Source organism: Methylobacterium sp. AC690 (assembly GCF_979256535.1).
Genome location: NZ_CEEDOX010000015.1, coordinates 62,829 through 84,036 on the forward strand (window position 1 = coordinate 62,829; position 21,208 = coordinate 84,036).

General features: G+C 69.2%; 13 protein-coding genes, 2 tRNA genes and 4 pseudogenes. 14 read left to right on the forward strand and 5 right to left on the reverse strand.

Annotated elements, in window-relative coordinates:
• Nucleotides 1-33: 33 nt before the first annotated feature.
• The 6 genes from AC0IY1_RS18005 to AC0IY1_RS18030 are packed head-to-tail and all read left to right on the forward strand — an operon-like array spanning nt 34 to nt 6,925.
• Nucleotides 34-2,088, forward strand: a complete 2,055-nt coding sequence (locus tag AC0IY1_RS18005) for an HAD-IIB family hydrolase (RefSeq protein WP_471771318.1) — start codon at nt 34-36, stop codon at nt 2,086-2,088.
• Entirely contained in the window at nt 2,078-2,989 is a 912-nt protein-coding gene (locus AC0IY1_RS18010) for a glycosyltransferase family 2 protein (RefSeq protein ID WP_471771320.1), read from the forward strand. Before AC0IY1_RS18005 ends, AC0IY1_RS18010 begins: the two co-directional genes overlap by 11 nt.
• A gap of 21 nt (nt 2,990-3,010) precedes the next feature.
• A complete protein-coding gene (locus AC0IY1_RS18015) occupies nt 3,011-4,147 on the forward strand; it encodes a glycosyltransferase (RefSeq protein ID WP_471771322.1) in 1,137 nt (378 codons plus the stop codon).
• A gap of 46 nt (nt 4,148-4,193) precedes the next feature.
• Nucleotides 4,194-5,111 carry a glycosyltransferase family 2 protein gene (locus AC0IY1_RS18020; RefSeq protein ID WP_055957622.1) on the forward strand — a complete coding sequence of 306 codons (918 nt, stop codon included), beginning with the start codon at nt 4,194-4,196 and terminating at the stop codon, nt 5,109-5,111.
• A complete protein-coding gene (locus tag AC0IY1_RS18025; protein ID WP_471771324.1) occupies nt 5,108-6,184 on the forward strand; it encodes a glycosyltransferase in 1,077 nt (358 codons plus the stop codon). Before AC0IY1_RS18020 ends, AC0IY1_RS18025 begins: the two co-directional genes overlap by 4 nt.
• A 57-nt stretch (nt 6,185-6,241) precedes the next feature.
• Complete coding sequence (locus AC0IY1_RS18030; RefSeq protein ID WP_471771326.1) at nt 6,242-6,925, forward strand: class I SAM-dependent methyltransferase; 684 nt, start codon at nt 6,242-6,244, stop codon at nt 6,923-6,925.
• A gap of 152 nt (nt 6,926-7,077) precedes the next feature.
• On the opposite strand, the gene AC0IY1_RS18035 is transcribed toward AC0IY1_RS18030, so the two are convergent.
• Nucleotides 7,078-7,521: a MarR family winged helix-turn-helix transcriptional regulator gene (locus tag AC0IY1_RS18035; RefSeq protein ID WP_055957630.1), complete on the reverse strand. Its 444-nt coding sequence runs from the start codon at nt 7,519-7,521 to the stop codon at nt 7,078-7,080.
• A gap of 77 nt (nt 7,522-7,598) precedes the next feature.
• Here AC0IY1_RS18035 and AC0IY1_RS18040 point away from each other — a divergent pair, with 77 nt between their 5' ends.
• Nucleotides 7,599-9,461 carry a chloride channel protein gene (locus tag AC0IY1_RS18040; RefSeq protein WP_471771328.1) on the forward strand — a complete coding sequence of 621 codons (1,863 nt, stop codon included), beginning with the start codon at nt 7,599-7,601 and terminating at the stop codon, nt 9,459-9,461.
• Between the two features lie 177 nt (nt 9,462-9,638).
• Here the strand turns inward: AC0IY1_RS18040 and AC0IY1_RS18045 are convergent.
• From AC0IY1_RS18045 to AC0IY1_RS18055, 3 genes and pseudogenes are all read right to left on the reverse strand, one after another.
• Nucleotides 9,639-10,318 (reverse strand): annotated as a pseudogene (locus AC0IY1_RS18045) (alkaline phosphatase); the annotation flags it as partial.
• Nucleotides 10,319-10,609: 291 nt separating this feature from the next.
• Nucleotides 10,610-13,666 (reverse strand): annotated as a pseudogene (locus AC0IY1_RS18050) (SdrD B-like domain-containing protein); the annotation flags it as partial.
• A gap of 509 nt (nt 13,667-14,175) precedes the next feature.
• Nucleotides 14,176-14,265, reverse strand: a tRNA-Ser gene (locus AC0IY1_RS18055).
• Between the two features lie 243 nt (nt 14,266-14,508).
• Here AC0IY1_RS18055 and AC0IY1_RS18060 point away from each other — a divergent pair.
• The 6 genes from AC0IY1_RS18060 to AC0IY1_RS18085 all read left to right on the forward strand — a co-directional run bounded on the left by AC0IY1_RS18060 (nt 14,509) and on the right by AC0IY1_RS18085 (nt 19,246).
• Entirely contained in the window at nt 14,509-15,576 is a 1,068-nt protein-coding gene (locus AC0IY1_RS18060) for an HD-GYP domain-containing protein (protein WP_471771331.1), read from the forward strand.
• Between the two features lie 211 nt (nt 15,577-15,787).
• On the forward strand, nt 15,788-16,252 hold the full coding sequence (locus AC0IY1_RS18065) for a MarR family winged helix-turn-helix transcriptional regulator (protein WP_181017394.1): 465 nt from the start codon (nt 15,788-15,790) through the stop codon (nt 16,250-16,252).
• Between the two features lie 326 nt (nt 16,253-16,578).
• Nucleotides 16,579-17,037, forward strand: coding sequence for an NUDIX hydrolase (locus tag AC0IY1_RS18070; protein ID WP_055957640.1), 459 nt, complete (start codon nt 16,579-16,581; stop codon nt 17,035-17,037).
• 159 nt (nt 17,038-17,196) lie between these two features.
• Nucleotides 17,197-17,271, forward strand: a tRNA-Thr gene (locus AC0IY1_RS18075).
• Between the two features lie 696 nt (nt 17,272-17,967).
• Complete coding sequence (locus AC0IY1_RS18080; protein ID WP_471771334.1) at nt 17,968-18,123, forward strand: hypothetical protein; 156 nt, start codon at nt 17,968-17,970, stop codon at nt 18,121-18,123.
• Nucleotides 18,124-18,364: 241 nt separating this feature from the next.
• Nucleotides 18,365-19,246 carry an alginate O-acetyltransferase AlgX-related protein gene (locus AC0IY1_RS18085; RefSeq protein WP_471771335.1) on the forward strand — a complete coding sequence of 294 codons (882 nt, stop codon included), beginning with the start codon at nt 18,365-18,367 and terminating at the stop codon, nt 19,244-19,246.
• 8 nt (nt 19,247-19,254) lie between these two features.
• On the opposite strand, the pseudogene AC0IY1_RS18090 reads toward AC0IY1_RS18085, so the two are convergent.
• Nucleotides 19,255-19,491 (reverse strand): annotated as a pseudogene (locus tag AC0IY1_RS18090) (IS3 family transposase); the annotation flags it as partial.
• A gap of 219 nt (nt 19,492-19,710) precedes the next feature.
• Here AC0IY1_RS18090 and AC0IY1_RS18095 point away from each other — a divergent pair.
• Nucleotides 19,711-20,898: pseudogene (locus AC0IY1_RS18095) on the forward strand (IS3 family transposase); the annotation flags it as partial.
• Nucleotides 20,899-21,208: the final 310 nt, after the last annotated feature.

The window sequence follows — 21,208 nt, forward strand, 5'->3', positions numbered from 1 at the left end:
TTGTCAGAAGACGCTTGAGTTGCAAGCGGCCTGATGTTTGTCTTGCATATCGCCCTGCAGGGCTGCCTTCGCGGCGGCGGGGTCGTGTTCGGTCTGACCGCCGATACGGGTGGCCACATCCGCTACCTGCTCGATCTGGTGGCCGCTTCGTCCCAGGATGACCGCATCGCGCGGATCGTGATCGCGACGCGCCTGTTCCGCGGCGCGCTCGGCCCGGACTACGCCGTGCCCGAAGAGCGGATCTCCGACAAGGTCGCGCTCGTGCGGCTCGCGAGCGCGTCAGCGGATTACCGCTCGAAGGAGGAGATGCACGCGGAGGTCGACAGCTTCGCGCGCAACCTCATGGCCTGGATCGCGGCCCAGCCGCAGCCCCCCGACCTGATCCACGCCCACTACGCCGATGCCGCCTCCGTGGCGACGATCGTCGAGGATGCCCTCGGCATTCCCTTCGTGTTCACGGCCCATTCCCTCGGGCGGGTCAAGGCATCGATGCTCGGCCACGGCGCCGAAGCCTGCCCCGAGCTCGCCCGCCGCATCGGCGCCGAGGAGGGCGCGCTCGCGCGCGCAAGCCTCGTCGTCGCCTCGTCCCGCGACGAGGCCGAGGTGCAGTATGCCGGGTATGCGGCCTACGATCCGGGTCGCATCCGCGTCCTGCCGCCGGGCAGCGACCTGGCCCGGTTCGCGGCGGCCGAACCCCTGCCGCGCGTGGACGCCACCATCGACCGCTTCCTGCAGGATCCGGGCAAGCCGGTGCTGCTCGCCCTCGCCCGGCCGGTGGCGCGCAAGAACCTCGGCGCCCTGGTCCGGGCCTACGGCGAGAGCCCCGCCCTGCAGGCGCGGGCCAACCTCGTCCTGATGGCCGGGACCCGCGAGGACATCGATGCCCTCGACGGCGACATGGCCGGCACCATGCGGGAAATCCTGGTGCTGATCGACCGCTACGACCTCTACGGGCGGGTGGCCTATCCCAAGACCCACGGGCCGGAGGACGTCCCGGCTCTCTACGCCTATGCCCGCGCGCGCGGCGGCCTCTTCGTCAATCCCGCCCTCAACGAGCCCTTCGGCCTGACCCTGCTGGAGGCCTCGGCCGCGGGCCTGCCGCTGGTGGCCACCGACAGCGGCGGCCCCAACGACATCGTGGAGACCTGCGGCAACGGGCTCCTCGTCGATCCGCGCACCCCCGACGCCATCGCGGCGGCGTGCCTGCGCATCCTGGACGATCCCGCCCTCTATGCCCGCTGCGTGGCGGGGGGCGCCCGCGCGGCCGCCGCCTACGACTGGGACCGGCACGCCGCGCGCTACCACGACCTGCTGCGGGCGCTGCTCGTCCCGATCCCACCGCTGGCGGATGCGCGTCAGCTCCTCGTCTGCGACATCGACAACACCCTGGTGGGCTGCGAGGCGGCGCTCGGCATCTTCCGGCGCTGGCGCAGCCGGCAGGCGGGCCTCGCCTTCGGGGTCGCCACCGGCCGCTCGTTCCACAGCGCCATGGCGATCCTGGAGCAGCAGGCCAGTCCACGCCCCCAGGTGATGATCACCTCGGTGGGATCGGAGATCTACCACCTCGACCCCAACGGCGTGACCTACACGGCCGATGCCGCCTGGCGCGCCACCGTCTCGGCCGGCTGGGACCGGGCGGAGGTGCGCGCGGCGCTCGCCGATCTCGACGGCCTCGTGCCCCAGGGGCCCCTGGAGCAGCGCGGGCACAAGCTCAGCTATTTCGGGGATGCGGCGACCGCCCAGAGGGTCCGCGCAGGGCTCGCGCGGGCGGGACTGTCCGCGAGCGTGATCCACAGCCACGGCCTCTACCTCGACGTCCTGCCGGAGGCGGCCTCGAAGGGCACCGCGGTGGGCCATGTCCGGGCCCTCTACGGCCTGCCGGAGCAGGCGGTGTTCGTGGCCGGCGACTCCGGCAACGACGTCGAGATGCTGCGCGCCCAGGCCCAGGCGATCATCGTGGCCAACTACTCCGACGATCTCGCCAGCAACGCCGCCCTGCAGCACTCCTACGTCGCCCGGGCCTCGCACGCCCGCGGCATCATCGAGGGTGTCGGCCATTTCCGCCGGATGCTGGCCGATGCCGGCTGAGCCGTCCGCCGGACCATCCAGCGGGGCATCCGGCGGTCTGGGCGCGAGCGTGCTCACCCTGGTGCGCGGCCGGGCCGACCGCCTGCGCAACCTGATGGCGGGGCTGGCGCGCCAGTCCGTGCGCCCGGGCGAACTGGTGATCGCCTGGATGCAGCCGGAGCGCGCGCCCGACCTGCCGGACCCGGGCTGCCCCGTGCGCCACTGCCACGTGGCCGGAGAGCCGCTCCCCCTCGCCGCCGCCCGCAACCGCGCGGCCGAGGCCGCCGCGGGCGAGCTGCTGATCTTCCTCGACGTGGACTGCATCCCCTCCCCCACCGTGGTTGAGGCCTACCGGCGTGCGGCGGGGGAGACCGACGGCCTGTTCCTCGGCGAGGTCCTGTACCTGCCCGAAGGGCTGAGCCCGAACGCGGCCACCGACGAAGCGGCGCTGGCCCGGCTCGGCCGGACCCATCCGGCGCGCCCCTCGGTCCCGCCGGAGGGCCTGCACCGGGAGGCCGATCCCGGCCAGCTCTGGGGGCTGTCCTTCGCGCTCCCGGCCCGGTCCTGGCGCGCCGTCGGCGGCATGGACGAGGCCTATCGCGGCTATGGCGGCGAGGAGACCGACCTCGCCGCGCGCCTGGCGGCCTCCGGGCTGCCGACCTACTGGGTCGGGGGCGCCCGGGCCTACCACCAGCACCATCCCGTCCACGTGCCGCCGCTGCAGCACTTCGATTCCATCCTCGCCAACGCCGCCCGCTTCCGGCACACGCACGGGCGCTGGTGCATGACCTACTGGCTCGACCAGTTCCGGGCCGCCGGGCTGATCGACTGGGCCGACGACGCCCCCGCGATCCGGGTCCTGCGCCGGCCGGCGGCCCCTGAGATCGCCGCCGCCCTGAAACCCGACGCCCTGTTCTCCTGACGGATCGCGAACCCGACAGCCATGAAGAAACCCATTGCGTTCTTCGTCCATCACCAGGGACGCGGCCACGCCAACCGCACGATGGCGGTGGCCGCCGCCTTCGCCCAGGACCGGCCCGTCTCCGTCCTCACCGCCGGCCCGCAGCTCTTCGACGGGTTCTCCCGCGACATCGAGATCGTGCCGCTGCCGAACATGATCGGCGCCGAGGTGCCGACGCCGCGTCTCTACGCGGAGCCGACGCCCCAGGTCATGCACTGCGTGCCGCTCGGCCTCACCGCGATGCGCCGGACCATGCGGCGCATCCTCGACCATCTCGACGAGCGCGACGTCGGGCTGTTCGTGGTCGACGTCTCGGCGGAGATCGCGCTGCTGGCGCGCATCGCCAGCGTGCCGGCGGTGCAGATCCGGATGCACGGCGACCGCACCGATATCGGCCATGTGGGCGCCTACGAGGCCTGCGTCGGCATGCTGGCCCCCTTCGACGCGCGCATGGAGCAGGACGATTACCCGGCCGCCCTGCGGGCCAAAACCTTCTACAGCGGCGGGCTCTGCACCAGCGTCGACCGGGTGCCGGATCGGGCGGAGGCCCGGGACAAGCTCGGCCTCGACCCGGACCGCGAGATCGTCGTCGCGGTGACCGGGGGTGGGGGCAGCGGCACGCCCTACGCCCCCCTGACGGTGGCTGCCCGGGCCGCGCCCGAGGCCCTGTGGCTGACCCTGGGACCGACCCATCGCGAGGGCCACGAGACCGATTTCGCCAACCTGCGCGAACTCGGCTGGGTGCCCTCGGTGACCGACTACCTCGCCGCCGCCGACATCGTGGTGGCCTCCGCCGGCGACAACACCATTCACGAGGTCGCCCGCGTCGGCGGACGCCTGATCGTGATGCCCGAGTGGCGCTATTTCGGCGAGCAGACCCGCAAGGCCGAGGCCCTGGTCCGCCTCGGCGCCGCCGTCCAGGCCCCGGTCTGGCCCGGCGATCTCCAGGGCTGGCGCGACCTCCTCGCCCGGGCCCGCGCCCTCGATACCGCCCCGCTGCGCAGCCTGTACGCGCCGGACGCCGCCGCCCGCGCCGCCGGCTGGCTCGAGGGCCTGACCGACGAGCTCTGGCACGGCGCGGCGGCGCCCGCCGCCCTCACGGTCGTTGCCGCCGGCTGACCGCCCGCTTTCCCCGCGCTCGAACCTCCCGGAGCCAGACCGCCCCATGTCCACCGTTTCCGTCGTGACCCTGGCCAAGGGACGGCCGGCGCACCTGCGCAACCTGCTCCGCGGCCTGGAGCGCCAGACGCAAGCCCCCGCCGAGTTCATCGTGGCGGTGATGCAGGACGCGCCCTACGATCTGCCCGAGGTCGCCTTCCCGGTCCGCCAGATCCTGGTGCCGGGCACCGACCTGCCGCTGGCGGCGGCGCGGAACCAGGGGGTGGCGGCGGCCGGCGGCGACGCCGTCGTCTTCCTCGACGTCGACTGCATCCCGGCCCCCGACCTCGTGGCCGACTACGCGCGCGGCCTCGCGGAACTCGACGGCCTGCTCATGGGCGAGGTCCTCCACCTGCCCGAGCGCGCGACCGCGGGGGATTGGACCTGCGAGGGCTTCGCGGCGGTCGCCGAGCGCCATTCCGACCGCCGCGGTCCCCCGGCCTCCGGTCTCGAGATCTGCCCGGATTACCGCTGCTTCTGGTCCCTGAACTTCGCCATCCGGCGCGCCACCTTCCTGGCCACGGGCGGCTTCGACGAGCGCTACACCGGCTACGGCGGCGAGGACACGGATTTCGGCAAGGTCCTCGACCAGGCCGGCCTCCCCATCGCCTGGATGAAGGGCGGGCTGGCCTATCACCAGTACCACCCCCATCACATGCCGCCGGTCCATCATCTCGACAGCGTCGTGCGCAACGCCGAGCTGTTCGAGGCCAAGTGGGGCTACCGCACGATGGGCCACTGGCTCTACGCCTTCAAGGTGATGGGGTTGATCGACGACACCCCCGACCGGCCGATCCGCATCCTGCGTCGCCCGGAGGCCGGCGACTTCGCGCTGACCGGGCAGCAGAGCCACCAGCCCTACAGCAACTCGGCCTCCGTCATCCGCCACCTGGAGGCCCAGGCCGCCGCGGCGGCGACGGCGTGAGGATCGCGCTCCTCGCCCATCTGCGCCATCCGGTGGCGCGGCCCTTCGCGGGCGGCATGGAAGCCCAGTGCTGGGCGCTGGCCGACGGGTTGATGGCGCGGGGACACGACGTGGTCCTGTTCGCCGCCGGGGACAGCGACCCGCGCTTCCCCGTCGATCCGGTGATCCCGGTCCATCACGAGCGCAGCTTTCCGGACCTCGAACATCGGGGCGATGCCGGGCTCAAAGCCCACGTGGATGCCGGATACGCCGCCGCCTGCGACCGGATCGCGGCCGGGGGCTTCGACGTACTCCACAACAATGCGTTGAGCCGCCTGCCCCTGGAGCGGCGGCGTCTCGCGGGGGTGGCCACCGTCACGTCGCTGCACGTCCCGCCCTACGACGCCCTGCGCTGGTTCGTATCCGATAGCCTCGTGCCCGGGCACCGGATCACCGTGACCTCGGAGGCTCAGCGCCGGACCTGGTGGCCCGAGGGCGCGCCGCCGGAGGTGTCCGTGCTCCACAACGGCGTCGATCCCGCCGCCTGGCCCTTCCGGGAACGGGGAGACGGTGGCGCCGTCTGGTCCGGGCGCATCGCGCCGATCAAGGGCACGCATCTCGCCGTCGCGGCGGCCCGGCGCGCCGGCCTTCCCCTGACGCTCTTCGGTCCGATCGAGGACCGGGATTACTGGGAGGCGCAGATCGCCCCGCAGCTCGGTGGATCGATCCGCTACGGCGGCCATCTCTCCGGCGACGCCCTGGCGGGCGAGATCGGCCGCGCCTCCGTCTTCCTGTTCACGCCCTGCTGGGACGAGCCCTTCGGCCTGGTGGCCATCGAGGCGATGGCCTGCGGCGTACCGGTGGCGGGCCTGGCCATGGGGGCGGCCGCGGAGGTCGTCGGCGAGGCCGGCCATCTCGTGCCGCCGGACGCGGGGCCGGCCCTCGCGCAAGCCCTCGCGCAGGCCATCGGCGACGCCCTCGCGATCCCGCGCACGGTCCCGCACGCACGGGTCCTGCGCCTGTTCACCCGCGATCGCTGGCTGACGCGCTGCGAAGACCTCTACGCGCGTGCGCACCGCGCCGCCCACGGCTGATCCCCCCCGACGCACCCGAGTCCCCGGCGGGCGCGCCCCGCATCGCGAGCCAACACCATGAGCCGTCCCCCGACGACCCGCCGCACCCTCCTCGATGCCCTCTGGCACGGCCGCGATCCGTTCGCGGACCCGCCGGGCGATCTGCGCCCCCTCGACCTCCAGGGCTGGCGCAGCGTCCATCCATTCCTCGACGAGGCCGTGACGGCGTTCCGCCCCGGCGTGGTCGTGGAGATCGGCGCCTGGAAGGGCGCCAGCACCTTGCACCTGGCCAAGGCCCTGGCGGCGCACGGCGTCGACGGAACCGTCATCGCGGTCGATACCTGGCTCGGTGCCGTGGATCACTGGGCCGACGCGGCCCTGTTCGCCGAACTCGCCACCGAGCACGGCTACCCGAGCCTGTACCGCACCTTCCTGGCCAACGTGCTGCGCGAGGGGCTCGCGGACCGGGTCCTGCCCCTGCCGCTGGACTCGGTGAATGCCGCCGAACTCCTGCGCCTGCGTGGCGTGACCGCGGATGTCATTCATCTCGACGCCGGTCACGAAGAGGCCTCCGTGGCGGCGGATCTCCGGGCCTGGTGGCCGGTCCTGCGCCCCGGCGGCCTCTTCATCGCCGATGATTACGACAGCCTCGGAGGCCGCTTCCCCGGGGTGACCCGCGCGGTCGACGCGTTCTGCGCCGAGGCACGGGTGCAGGGTCCCTGGGCCCAAGGGGGAAAGTGCAAGTTTCTCAAGCCGATCTGAGTCCCTGAGACGACGCTCCCGGGAGGGGCGCTTCCGGGAGAGGCGCTTCCGGGAGAGGCGCTTCCGGGAGAGGCGCTTCCGCGGTGCGCAGGTCGGAGCTCGGCGGTCGCAGCGCCCTCTCCCGGCGGGCAGCGCCCATCGCGATGAGCGTCTCACCCGTCGCGCGATGTCCGATCGAGCCCGCCCAGCGCGCGCACGAGGGCCGGCTCCATGGTCTGGAGTTCCTCGAGATGGGCCACCGTCAAGGCGGCCAGGATGACTTCCGCCCGCGGCGTCAGCGCCAGCTCCATCCGTCGTCCGTCCTGGGGGCTCCGCGTCTTCGTCAGCAGCGACGCTTCGACCATGCGTGAGACGAGTTCGGCAGCCGTATGCGGCGCGATCAGCAGCCGCTCCGCCAGCAGGCCGACGGTCGGGGGTTCCGCGCCCACATGGCCGGCGATGGCCAGCAGGGCCTGGTGCTGCTGATGCGGAAGGCCGGCCTGCTGGGCGGCCGCCTCGCTGAACGCCAGGAAGCGGCGCAGCTGATAGCGGAAGGCCGCGATGGCCGCGTATTGGGCACGCGACAGGGCCTCCCGCGGCGGGGGGTCGGCGGACATCTCCAAATCCTCTGCTCCAGGGGCTTTATTATATCGTGGTACGATATATATCGCCAGCGACCTCAGGGGGAACGATCATGCCGCAGGACAGGACGGGCGCAAACGACGGGGCAGGCCTCGCCGGCGGACAGGGCGGCGGAATCGCGCTTCGTGCGAAGCGGCCCCTCGGCGATTTCACGACGGATCGGCGCGTCCTGATCCTGGTGGCGATGTCGCTCGTCGTCGGCACCGGCGGAGCGCTGGCGGCCTGGCTGCTCGTCCAGCTGATCACGCTCGTGACGAACCTGGCCTGGTTCGGCCGCCTCGACACGATGCCGGTCTCCATGGCCGCCGCGGCGCGGACGCCCTGGATGGTGCTCGTACCGGTCCTGGGCGGGCTCGTGATCGGGGCGATGGCGCGCTTCGGCTCGGAGAAGATCCGCGGTCACGGCATCCCGGAAGCCATCGAGGCGATCCTCATCGGCGGGAGCCGCATGTCGGCGAAGGTCGCCGTGCTCAAGCCGATCTCCTCGGCGATCTCGATCGGCAGCGGCGGGCCGTTCGGCGCGGAAGGGCCGATCATCATGACGGGCGGCGCCATCGGCTCCCTGTTCGCGCAGTTCTTCCACCTGAGTGCGGCGGAGCGCAAGACGCTCCTCGTGGCCGGCGCCGCGGCCGGGATGACCGCGATCTTCGGGACACCGATCGCGGCCGTGCTCCTGGCCGTCGAGCTGCTGCTGTTCGAGTGGCGCCCGCGCAGCTTCATCCCGGTGGCCGCCGCCGCCATCACGGCGACCTGCTGGCGCCCGCTGCTCTTCGGAGCCGGGCCGCTGTTCCCGTTCTCGGCCGATCCGGCCCTGCCCTGGTGGGGCCTGATCGCCTGCGCGGGACTGGGCATTCTCGCCGGACTGCAGTCGGGCCTCCTGACGAAACTCCTCTACGTCCTGGAGGACGCCTTCGAGCGCCTGCCGATCCATTGGATGTGGTGGCCGGCCATCGGCGGGCTCTTCGTCGGCCTGGGCGGTCTGGTCGAGCCCCGCGCCCTCGGCGTCGGCTACGACGTGATCGGCGATCTCCTGACCGGCGACCTCGCCGTCCGGGCCGTCCTGACGATCCTCGTGGTCAAGGCGGCGATCTGGCTGGTGGCCCTCTCATCCGGCACCTCCGGGGGCGTGCTGGCGCCCCTGCTCATCCTCGGCGGTGCCCTCGGCTGGGTCGTCGGCCTCGCCCTGCCCGGTTCCCCCGGCTTCTGGGCCTTGCTGGGCATGGCCGCCATGCTGGGCGGCACCATGCGCGCGCCCCTGACCGGGGCGCTCTTCGCGGTGGAACTCACCGGCGACGTGCACATCCTGGCCCCGTTGCTGGCCGCCACCGTCGCGGCCTACGCGGTGACCGTGCTGCTGCTGAAGCGCTCGATCCTGACAGAGAAGATCGCCCGGCGCGGGCAGCACGTGACGCGCGAGTACGGGCTCGATCCCTACGAGCTGACGCGCGTGGGCGCGGTCATGACCCGCACGGTCGATGTGTTCGATGCGGAGCGGTCGATCGCCGACACCATCCAGGCGATCGAGACCGGGCCGCATCACGCCTACCCGGTCGTCGACGGGCAGGGACGCCCGGTGGGGCTGGTCACCCGTGGCGATGCCCTGCGCTGGACGGCGGAGGGCGGGCATGGCGGGGAGCGCCTCGGGGCGCGGGTCTCCGATGCCGCCCTGGCGGTCGTTCATCCGGAGGACGTGGTCGCCCGCGCCCTCGACATCATGATGGCTGCCGACCAGGGGCGGGTTCCGGTGACGGATGCGGCGAGCGGTGCCCTGGTGGGCCTGCTCACCCGCAAGGACCTGCTGCAGGTTCGCGCCACGGTCGTGCGGTCCGAGCGGGAGCGGCGGGCCTTTCTCGGCCCTCGCCCCCTCCGGCACATGAAGGCCCGCTCGGCCGGCGGGACCCCGGACGCGCGCTGACCGCACCCGGCCGGCGAAGGTTACGGCGCTTCGTCTCGCAGCTTGGCCCACGATGCCGGAGCGCCCGCCGACCAGTCCCGACCCTGCCCGACGGCGGCCGGATCGCGGCGCCAGGGCGCTCCCCTCCGGCAGCGGTTCGGGGAGACCCCCACCGCCGCGGCTCTCGCACGTCGCGCGTCAGGCAAGGTCGCGATGTTCGAGGATGCCGTACCGGAGATAATGGGCCAGCGGATCGATACCGGCAGCGGCGACATCCGGGTTCGCGGCGAGGTAGGCCTGGGTGTCGAACAGGGCCGACGGGTTGCGGCCCTCGCGCCATCCGAAATCCTCGTAATGAAGCATCGGATTCAGGCCCGCTGCGGCCACGTCAGGGTAGGCGGCCAGGTAGCCCTTCGTCGAGAAATAGGCGTCCGGGTCGCGCCCCTCGGCAGCCCCGAACTGCAGGTAATGCGTGAAGGCGAAGCTGTCCGGTGCGACGCCGGATGCGGCGGCCGCACGGGCCACGTCCGGATTGCGGTCGAGATAGTAGGTGGCATCGAAGTCGCCGTCGAGCTGGTCGACGATCGGTGTGGTCGGAAGAGTCGGTGCCGTCGGTGTCGTCGGTGCCGTCGCTGAGACAGGCGCTTCCGTGCGACCCTCCGTCCGCCCGAACTCGAGATAATGCGCGAGGGGATCGATGCCCGCCGCAGCCACGTCCGGGTTCGCGGCGAGGTAGGCTTTCGCGTCGAACGAAGGCGACGGGTTGCGTCCCTCGCGCCAGCCGAACTCATCGTAATGCGCGAGGGGGTCGATGCCGGCCCTGCGACGTCCGGGTTCGCCGCCAGGTAGCCGGAGGTCGAGAACAGCGGATTCGGGTCGCGCCCTTCGCGCCAGCCGGACTGGGCATAGTGCTGGTCGGGATCGACCTGCATCTCCCAGACATCGGGGTTGGCGGCGTAATAGAACAGGTCGTCGACGAGGGGCGATCCGTCGGCCTCGTCGATCGTGCCGTCGGTGAAGTGGAGATGGCCGATGCCGGTGACGTTGTGCACCACGCCATCCGGCCCGGTCAGCAGCGCGTCGCCGCTTCGATAGGTGAGGCTCGCCTGCGCGAAGGCGAAGGCGAAGGTCGCGTCGGTTGCGGGCGCGGCCGATGCCACGGTGGCGGTGAGCGCGGCCGAGGCGCTGCCCCCACGGCCATCTGCGACGGAGTAGGTGAACGTGTCGGAGCCGGCGCTCCGGCCCAGATAGGTATAATGCCCGTCGGATTCGATCGTCAGGGCGCCATGGGCGCTCGCGACCGTGACGCTGCCCTTCGTCGGAACAGCGTAGGTCGTTCCGGAATCCGAGTGGACCGACGCGACCCGCAAGGCACCGCCACCGGGATCGACGTCGTTGGCGAGCACGTTTCCGCTCGCGATCGTGTGCGCGTCGAGGTTGACCGCGTCCGCCCGGGTAACCGGCGTGGTGGTCACCGCGAAGGTGAAGGCGACCGGGTCGGCAAGATTGCCGGCCGCGTCGCGCGCGGTCGCGGTGACCGTGTGGCTGCCGAGGCCGAAGACCTGGCCCGACGTCACCACCGCACCGCCCTCCGTGAAGGCGACGCTCGGGTGGGCATCCACGGCATCCGTCGCCGTGGCGGCGAAGCGTACGGCCGCGCCCGCGGCGGAGGTCGCCTCGATCGTCGCCGACGGGGTCTGCGTCAGGGCCAGGGCGGGCGCGGTGGTGTCGATGGTCAGGGTGCCGGGCATCGCCGTGACGAAGCCGGCCAGGGCGACGGGACTGCCGTCTTGGCCGACCAGGGCGGCGTTCGTCAGGCCGATGCCGGTGACGGCCAGGTCCTGCACGTCCTGGCCGGGGGCCACCACGTAGGCAAAGCGCAGCGTGGTCGTTCCGGACCCGCCCGCGTAAGCGGCGGTGGCGCCGTTGCTCAGGGTCAGCACGGGCGCGCCCGTCACGTCGACGGCGGCGGCGAACTGGACGGCCAGGGTGACGACGGCCCCGGCCTTGAGCAGGCCGTTGCCGCCGGCGTCGATGCCGGTGCCGCTGTCTGCGATCGCCTGGACCGCGATCGGGCCCGGGCCGACGCTCGGGCTGGTGACCGCCAGGCCGCGGGGATCGACCCAGAGCGGCAGGTTGTTGGCGTCGTAGATCGCGGCGCCGATGCCGGGCTGCCCGGGCAGGGCGATGCGGTCGCCGCCCCATCCGTAGAACAGCTCGGTGGCGGCGGGGACGTCGCGGTCGAAGGTCAGCCGGATGTGGGTGGCGTCGACGATCTCGGCCCGGGTGGCGAGCGCCTGGCTGGTTCCGACGCTCCAATCGGGGCGCAGGCTCCAGCCGGTCCCGGCGGCGGCGGCGCTTCCGAGGGCCTTGATCGCCGTGGCCTGGTCGAACTCGACGGTGAGCAGGAGCTGGTTGGCGGCGCCGGCGACGCGGTCGGCGCGCACCACGTGGGGGCCGTCATCGTCGATGTCGCCGCCGGCCAGCGCCATGGGCGAGCCGGGGCGGGCCGAGGCCTTGAACTCCTCGGCCACCGACAGCGCGATCCGGTTGAAGATCTGCGCACCGTCGGCGCGGTCGACGTGGAGATCGCCTGGGGTAGACGGAAGGCCGCTGGCGTTCACGTCCATGTTGACGTCGCTCGCCTGGTGGGTGGCGTAGCCGGCGTTGAAGGCCTTGTCCTCGGTGAGCTCGGCCTGCCCGACCCGGATGGCCTGGTTCTGGATCGGCTGCGTGCGGGTGACTCCCGCCGTCTGCGCGGGGAACGGGATGGCGTTGACGAACAGGTAGGGGACGGTGGCCGCATCCTGGCCGAGCACGCCGCGCACGAGGCCGGCCTCGTAGCGCACCGCGCTCTCCCACATGGCCGTCGTGAGGTTGGTGTTCTGGCTGTCGTTCTCGTTGTGCAGCCAGACGATGGCCGTTGGCGCGGCCCTCTGGGCAGCCGGAAGCTGCCCGATCGTGTTCAGAAGGCCGATTTCCTGCTGGTTGGCGGTCCATCCGTTCCGGTAGTCGCCATTGACCGGGGTCAGCCAGTCGGTGAGCATCCCGGTGCCGGGCCACTCGGTGTTGGCCCCATTCGCATTGTCATGCGTGCCGATGACGTTGACGACCTGCTGGACTCCGTCAAATCCCAGCTGCGCCTCGATGGCGGCCTTCAGTTTCGGCAGGTTGCCGTACAGCGTCGGGAAGTAGGTGTTGGACTGGCCGCGAAGCACGACGTTGAGCACGGTGGTCCCGGGTATCGCATCGGTCTTGTCGCTGACCGGATCCGCCGCGAACCCCACATTGAGCTGCGCGTTCGACGCCCCGTCGGCGACGCGCCCCGTCGCGATTGTGGTCGGCACGGTGCCTTTCAGGCCTGCCGGGGTCGCGACGGTGATCAGATAGCTGCCCGCCGTCGTCCCGAAACTGTAGTGCCCGGCGGAGTCGGTGACGGTGGATTTCAGCGTGTCCCCGGTGACCGCGTCGCGCAGGAGCAGGCTGGCGCCGCGGATGCCCCCTTCGCTCGCCGACTGGAGTCCGTTGCCATCCGCGTCGCCGAAGATCGTCCCGGACAGGCTGACCGTCGGCGGATTGTTCTTCACACCGAAGTTCTGTGAACTGAGAACCGCACCGCTGGTGACGCTCTCGGTGAGTGTGGATGCGCCGCTCGTGACCTTGCCGTCCGGTGCGGTCACGCTGACCGTGTAAGTCCCCGGGGCGAGATTCTGGAAGCTGTAGACGCCGCTCGTGCCCGGCCGGAACGCGTCCTTGTTGCTCGACGTCGTGGTGGCCAGGAGGACGCCGATGTCATTGTAGAGCTTCACATCGACGCCGTTGGTCAGCACTTCGCCCGCGTTGAAGGCGCCGTTCCCGTTCGCGTCGGTGAAGACGATCCCGGCGATCGTGCCCGCCTTGGAGAATCCCTCGTCGAAGACCGTCACCGTGTTTCCGGGAACGCTCAGATTGGTGACGAGCGTCCGGCCATCCGTCCCCGTCGTCCCGGCACTGCCTCGATATCCGGCGGTCGGCGGCGTGAAACGCACCGCGTAGGTGCCACCCGCGATGTTGGCGAAGGCGTACGTGCCGCTCACGTCGGTCTTGACCGTCGCCAGCACGCTGCCGCTCCCGTCGGCGGCGAGCAGATCGACCGCGAAGCCGGCGAGGGCCGTCTCCGTCGCCTCGCGGGCGCCATTGCCGTTGAGATCCGCAAAGACCGTCCCGGACAGCATCGCAGCAGCCATACGAACCTCCCTGATGTTTGACGATGCTTTTCTGCACCGCGCTTTATCAATCCAGGTAGGCCGCTATAGCGCCGAGGCGCAACACGATATAGTGACAAAACAGGCTATTTGGTGGAACAATATCGCTATAGCGCCGGGATAAGTGTCTCTCCCTGCGCAAGCTCGGGCCGCTTTGTCTTGAGCCGTCTCCAGACGGCATCCGCAGGCGATGGTGCAGGCCAGGTCGCGTCAGGAAGCGTGAGCAGCCCCCTTTGGAGGGGTCTGCCCTTTGGTAGGGCCCTTGAGCCTGGAAAAGGGCCGCACGACATCACGGTGGGCGAGCATCCGGCTCTGGGCCGGCGCGCTGTCAGTCCCTATGGGCTGGACGACCGGATCGTCTGGATCACCGAGAATCCGATGACCGACACGATCCGATAGGGCGCGGCTGCTACAACACGGCACCCAAAAAAAAACTACAAACGCCTTGCCAGTACCAGGCTAAGTGACTGACGTTGAACCACGAAATAGAATGGCGGAGAGGGGGGGATTCGAACCCCCGATGCCCTTGCAGGCATGCCGCATTTCGAGTGCGGTGCATTCAACCGCTCTGCCACCTCTCCGCGAAGGCGCCTCGATGAGACGGGCGGTCACTAGCACGAGTGCTCCGGCTTTCACAAGCGGGGATCGCGGGAAAGCGTGGGGGGAGCGGACGAGGTGGCCGGCCTCCGTGCAGGTCAGGTACGCCGAGGCCTTCAGCGTTGCTTAACCGGACCGGTGCGAGGGTCTCAGGGACGCGGAATCGGGAAACCGTCGGCGACGCCTTGGGCGCCGTACGGGGATTTACAGGATCGGGAAGCCGAGGGATGGCATTGGACGCCGCCACTGCCGTGATCGCCATCCTGGCCGGCTCCGCGCCCCTGCATCTCATCCGCGTGCTGTCCCCCCTCGGCTGCGTCATCCGCCCGGTCACCGGCCTGCCGCAGGATCTCGCGACCGATCGTGGGCCTTTGCCGGCCTGCGACCTGGTCGTGGTCGAGGCGGGTGCCCAGGATTCGCGCGCGGTGCTCGCGCTGATCGCACGGGTGCGCAGCCGGGCGGCGCTGGCCCGGACGCCGCTTCTGCTGATCGCACCCGAGGATGCGGAACCGGTCCGGCGCGAAGCCGCGGCTGCCGGGGCCACCGATGTCATGGCGTATCCGGTAGATCCCTTCGCTCTGCGGACCCGGGTCGGCAACTTGATCGAGCTCGCCCTCGCCCGCCGGGCCGCCGAGCACCAGGGCCGAGTGGCGGCCCATACCGTCGAGCGGGCCGTCGTCGAGGCCGCCGCCCGGGAGCGGGAGATCATCCGCCGCCTGATGCTGGCTGCGGAGTTCCGCGACGACCAGGCGGGAGGCCACCTGACCCGCGTCGCCGGCTGCGCCATCGCGATCGCCGAGGGCCTCGGCCTCTCGGAGCAGGAGGCGAACGACATCGCCTTCGCGTCGACGATGCACGACATCGGCAAGATCAGCATCCCGGACCATATCCTGATGAAGCCGGGCGCCCTCACCGAGGCCGAGCGCGAGGAGATGAAGCAGCATGCCCTTCGGGGTTACCGCATGCTTCACGACAGCCCCTCCCACCTGCTGCAGCTCGCCTCCGACATCGCGCTGACCCATCATGAGCGCTGGGACGGCGAGGGCTACCCCCAGGGCCTGAGAAGCACCGAGATCCCCCTGGCCGGCCGGATCATCGCGGTGGCCGACGTGTTCGATGCCCTCATCTCCGAGCGGGTCTACAAGAAGGCCTGGTCTCTGGAGCGGGCGCGCCAGCACATCGAAGCGCATGCCGGGACGCATTTCGATCCCGACTGCGTCGCCGCCTTCGTCTCGCGCTGGAGCGACATCGTCGTGCTGATCGCGGAGCATCCGCCGGAGAGCGCGGCGGCCTGACCCCGTCGGGACACCACTGATCCCGGCTCAGCCGGCGAACATCCCCGAATTCGGTTGGGCTACAGAAGGCCGGGATCCTGTTACCGCTGCGGCGAAACAGGCATATACTAGAGCCATCTACGTCCGCTATCCTCGATTGTCCGCAGGGGCGTTCCCCGTCGTCTTGCTGGGACGTCGGGGGCTTCGGGATTTCAGTGGCATGGCATGCATGATGGACGCTCCTCGCGAGACAACCGCGCCCCTCACCGATCCGCTGCTCCTCGACAACCAGCTCTGCTACGCCCTCTACGCGGCCGCCCACCGGATGACGAAGTCCTACCGCCCGATGCTGGAGCGGATGGGCCTGACCTACCCGCAATACCTCGTCCTCCTGGTGCTGTGGGAGACCGACGGCATCACGGTTTCGGAGATCGGGCGGCGCCTGCGTCTCGATTCCGGCACCCTGACCCCGGTCTTGAAGCGCCTGGAGGTGGCGGGCTTCCTTGTTCGGAGCCGCCGGCGCTCCGACGAGCGCGAGGTCGAGATCGCGCTCACGCCGCGTGGACAGGGGCTCCGTGCCGAGGCGGCCGCCGTGCGGGAATCCGTGATGTGCCAGCTCAACATGTCGGAGCCGGAGGTGCAGGCCATGCGGGCCGACCTGAACGCCCTGATCGAGAACCTCAGTGCGGCCGGGTGAGGGAGCAGGGTGCCGGCCCGCCCGCGCCTGTCTCCAGACGCCGTCATTGGGAGACGCGCAGGAACTTTGCCGGGTAAGTTTTTCTTGAACCGGACGGGACAGTGCCGCTAAGGCGGGGCTGTCGAGCGCGCGATGCCGCGGACAAGCCCTCGTTCACACCTGTGCGGGATTGAGCGTATCGTGGATCTTCACCGACCGGTTCAGCAGGCCATCGCGACCCGGTACCGGGTTCCGGCGAACGAAGTGCCGTGGCCGTCGATCGGTTGCGTGCCCGGGCGCGGACGCATCAGGGTCGAACTTGCTGGTCGGTCCGGCGTTTCCGACCGATGAGCGCGCATGCGGGCGAAGCGGATCTGGCCCCGCGACGGCAGGTTGGAGTTTTGCCGTTCCGGCGGATGCCCGACGGCGGCTTCATGATCATGCTCATCACCTCGCGGGAAAGCCGACGCTGGGTGATCCCGAAGGGCTGGCCGATGAAGGGGCGCAAGCCCTACGACGCCGCCGCCCGGGAAGCGTACGAGGAGGCCGGCCTCCTCGGCACCGTTGGCAAGCGTCCCCTCGGCTTCTACCTCTACGAGAAGCGCCTGAAGAGCCGCGATGCGGTCCTGTGCCAGGTGAAGGTGTTCCCCCTGGAGGTGCGCAAGCAGCTCAAGCACTGGCCCGAGCGTCACCAGCGCGAGGACCGCTGGTTCAAGCCGTCCGAGGCGGCCGACGCCGTGGCGGAGGCGGGGCTCGCCGCGATCATCCGGGCCGCCTGCAAGCGGGACACCGGCGCCCTGGCCTGAGGCAGGCGCGCGGGGTCCCCACTGCGCCCGTGGGAATTCGGCCACCGGCCTGAGAGAAACCGACACAATTCGCTGCGATGCGATTGCCAAGGAGATGATGATCGGCTAATTGCCCGTCCGTCCGGTTCGCACGGCCCTCGCCGCAACCCAGGACGTTTAGCTGCTGTAGCTCAGTGGTAGAGCACCTCATTGGTAATGAGGAGGTCGACAGTTCAATCCTGTCCAGCAGCACCACTTTCACCCGACGATTACAGAGAGGTAGGGGCGGCGGTGCGGACCGGCGACTGACCCCGGACGATAGTGGGCAGCACGTATCCGCGGCCTCGATCGGCTCACCTGCGGCAACCGATCACAGGGCAGCTCTCGGCGCCTCGGCTCGCGCTCGCTGCTCGCTCAAGCTGTTGGGCGTCGCCTTCCTGGATCGTGGGTCGATCGGGCCGTCGCCCTTGATCGGACGACACGTGAGATATTCGGGGCCCACTCCGCGTCCGGCACCGTTCGGCCCGGCTTCAGCGTCGCCATGGTGCCCGGCCTCAAGCCGGCTTCCAGTGTCCACGAGACCCGCATGCGCTTCGTGAACTCGACCTATCAGCGAGACACGCTGGCCGCTGCGGACGTTCGGCCGGTGACGTCGCGTCACACCGCCCTACCTCGGCGACCTGGCCAGGAACCCAACAACCGGCAAGCTCGACAAGGCGAAGGCCATCTTCGAGGCGGCTGTCATGGCCGCGGTCGACGCCGACATGGCCGCCCCAACCACCCGGGCATTCCCGTTCGGGGACGCCTGCCTCATCACCTTACCGAGGCGGGAGGCTCGTACGAGCGGGCCGACCTCGCGGTCGCGAACCAGGATGCCACGGAGCCGGTGAAGCACGCAGCCACGCGCACCGCGGTTCTGCCGGTCAAGCCGGGAAAGGGTCGACAGTCCCAATGAACATGTCCGCGATCGCTGCGATGGCCGGGATCACGGCCGCCTTTTTTGGCCTGCTCTTATTCGCAATCCAGTACGACCATCCGGCCATCCTGATCCTGATGGCATGCATCGCGGCAATCGCTTTTGCTCCCTGGCACCTGTGGGATAAGTAGTCGGAGAGACAAGGAGCCGAAGAGACAGGGAACCGAGATAGTCTGTTGCCATTCCGCTGGATCACGTTCGGCGAGCTTCATTATCGCTTTTTCACAGCCGGGGTGAGTAGCTCGCAGTGGAACGATCATGTTTACGGCGATGAAATTCAGAGATCTCTCGGAATTTTTACCGTTGGTAGGGCATTGAACACTCGAAAAAACCTCATGCGCACAACCCCCTCGAGAACACGAAACCCGAGCCATGTCTGAGCACGACGTTCATACAGGAACCAACGGATGGCTCTTCCTCGTAGGGGGAAGCAACAAGGTCCTGGTTCACTCTAGGAGAAGCGTCGAGATCGACATCCAACTTCAGGCTTGGCAGAAGATCTTCACTCAAAGATATCTTGCAGCCAAACAAGCAAACTGCCGATATTTTACGATGATCGCTCCGGAAAAGATCTACATCTACGACGATCAGCTCGGCGAGCTTGCAATTGATCCTAAATTTTCACTAAGCCAGCGCTTGCATCGGAACCTCTTGTTTCACCCTATCCTACGCCGATCCTACATCCGACTCTATTCCCACTTTCGAGCGAACCGGACGAAGAGCGATCTTTATCAGAGGACGGATACGCATTGGACGCTAGCCGGGTGCACGATTGCCTATCGGGAGATCTGTCGGTCATGCAGGGCCAAGCCGGTCAATGACTTTCATCGCAGGGCCTTCAGAGAGGAAGTCTCTGCGGGCGACCTTGGATCGAAATTAAATCCTGAACGCTCAGAACGACGAACTTTCTACGATCTCCAGTCAGATTCGACCCGGACCCACGCGAATTCGCTGGCCTTGCTGTTCGAGTCGCAACAGACCTCATCGCATAGAGGCATACACCACGTGTATCGGAATCAAAGCACGGACGCCGACCCGCGGACTTTGATGCTCGTCGGCGATTCCTACGCGCACTTTTCGGCGGCGAGCCTCATTATCATGCTAGCGGAGACCTTCCGTGAAGTACACTTCATTTGGTCTCCGGCCGTGGACTGGGAATATTTTAAAAAAGCAAAGCCCAACATCTTAATCTGCGAGATGGCGGAACGGTTTCTGTGCCAAGTCACAGCAGACTGCTTCACTGTCGAGCCATAGGAACTCGGATTGACGCTTTCGCGATAGCAATTCTCCGAAGATGAGCCCGACGCGATGGACTGGATCTGCGAGCCAGTTTGGGCAACCCACCTGCGCAGCGCCTTCGCGATCTGTTCCGGCCCGTTATCGCGGCGGTTGTGTTCAGGGCTGGCGTACAGGCACATCAGGTCGGCCCGTGCTTCAATCGCCACCAAGCTGTTGATGCGCCCAGCGATCTTCAACGCCGGACAGGCTCGACTCTGCTCTGATCTGTGCCTCGCGCTCGCCGGGGCGGGGCTCGTCGGCCTTGGCCGGCGCGGTGCGGAACGCGCTGAGGGCGCGCAGCGCTGGGTAGCGCTCTATCGGCAGGACGATCGGCGCTACCTGGAGGGGCGGATGACGCCCGCGATCCCGGCACCTGGCCTGCCCCCTGAAAAAGTGGTCCTCCCTAAGGTATGGCTTTGCGCCATGTGGAGGATGTCATCATGGGACGGAAGAAGCACACGGTTGAAGAGATTGTTGCCAAGCTGCGCCACGTTGATGTTCTGGTCTCGCAAGGTCGCAAGGTTGCCGAAGCAATCCGGTGCACTGAGGTGACTGAGGTCACGTATGACCGCTGGCGCTCCGCGTACGGTGGCCTGAAGGGTGATCAGGTCAAGCGGCTGAAGTCCCTGGAGACCGAGAACCAGCGGCTTGGTCGGGCGAACTCGGATCTGACCTTGGAGAAGCTGATCTTGAAGGAGGCAGCTTCGGGACCCGAAGGGCAGCGCCAGCAAAACTTCTGAGCCCGGCTCGCCGCCGGGCGTGTGTCGACGACGTCGTGGCCGAGCACGGTGTGTCCGAACGTTTCGCCTGCCGCGTCCTGGGGCAGCATCGTTCGACGCAACGCAAGACCGCCGTCCTGGTCGAAGACGAGGCCGCTCTGACGGCCGCGATCATCGCATTCGCCGTCCAGTACGGGCGCGACAGTTGCCGTCGGATTGCGGCCTTGCTCCGGTGTGACGGCTGGACGGTGAACGTGAAGCGCGTCGAACGGATCTGGCGCCGCGAGGGGCTCAAGGTTCCGGCTCGGCAGTCGAAACGGGCACGCCTCTGGCTCGACGACGGCTCCTGCCTGCGACTGCGGCCCGAGCGGCCTGACCACGTCTGGTCCTACGACGTCGTCGAGCACCGGACGCACAACGGACGCAAGGACCGGATGCTGAACGTCATCGATGCGTTCACCCGCGAGTGCCTGGCGATCCGGGTCGCCCGTAAGCTGAAGGCGCTCGATGGGATCGACGTGCTCTCGGACATGTTCAGCCTGCGCGGGGTGCCAGGCCCTATCCGTTCGGACAGCGGACCTGAGTTCATCGCTCGATCTGTCCGAGATTGGATCGCAGCGGTCGGCTCGGAGGTCGCCTACATCGAATCGGGCAGTCCGTGGGAGAACGGTGACTTACGAGAGCTTCGACGCGAAGCTGCGCGATGAACTCCTCGACGGCGAGGTGTTCTTCGCCCTCAAGGAGGCCAGCGACGTGATCGAGCCATGGCGGAAGCACGACAACAGCATCCGACCGCACTCGTCGCTCAGCGACCAGCCGCCTGCGCCCGAAGTCATCCTCTGGCCAACGGAACCGAACGGCTCAGTGCCGACCGCGCGCCCTGCCATCGTCACGCGACCGACGATGCACGAACTTCGAACCTGGACCACCAGATCGGGGCAGGCCAGGTCGCCCCGATCCCCAAAAGGTAGTGGCCTATCAATTAGCCTGCAATGGGACAGGCCCGGACCGAGGATCGGGACGGCGCCCCGCCATGGGACGAGGACCGCCGGGGACGTTCGATCGACCCTCCTCCCGCTCCGCCCGACGGCTCCCCGCGCCCGCTGCCCGGACAGACCTCCACGCCGACAGGTCCCCGCCCTGCCTGGAGCGGATGCGTCGACAACGCGTTCCGCTCCACATGGGTGCGTCCGCCGCGCGGCCGAGGCCGGTCACCCGG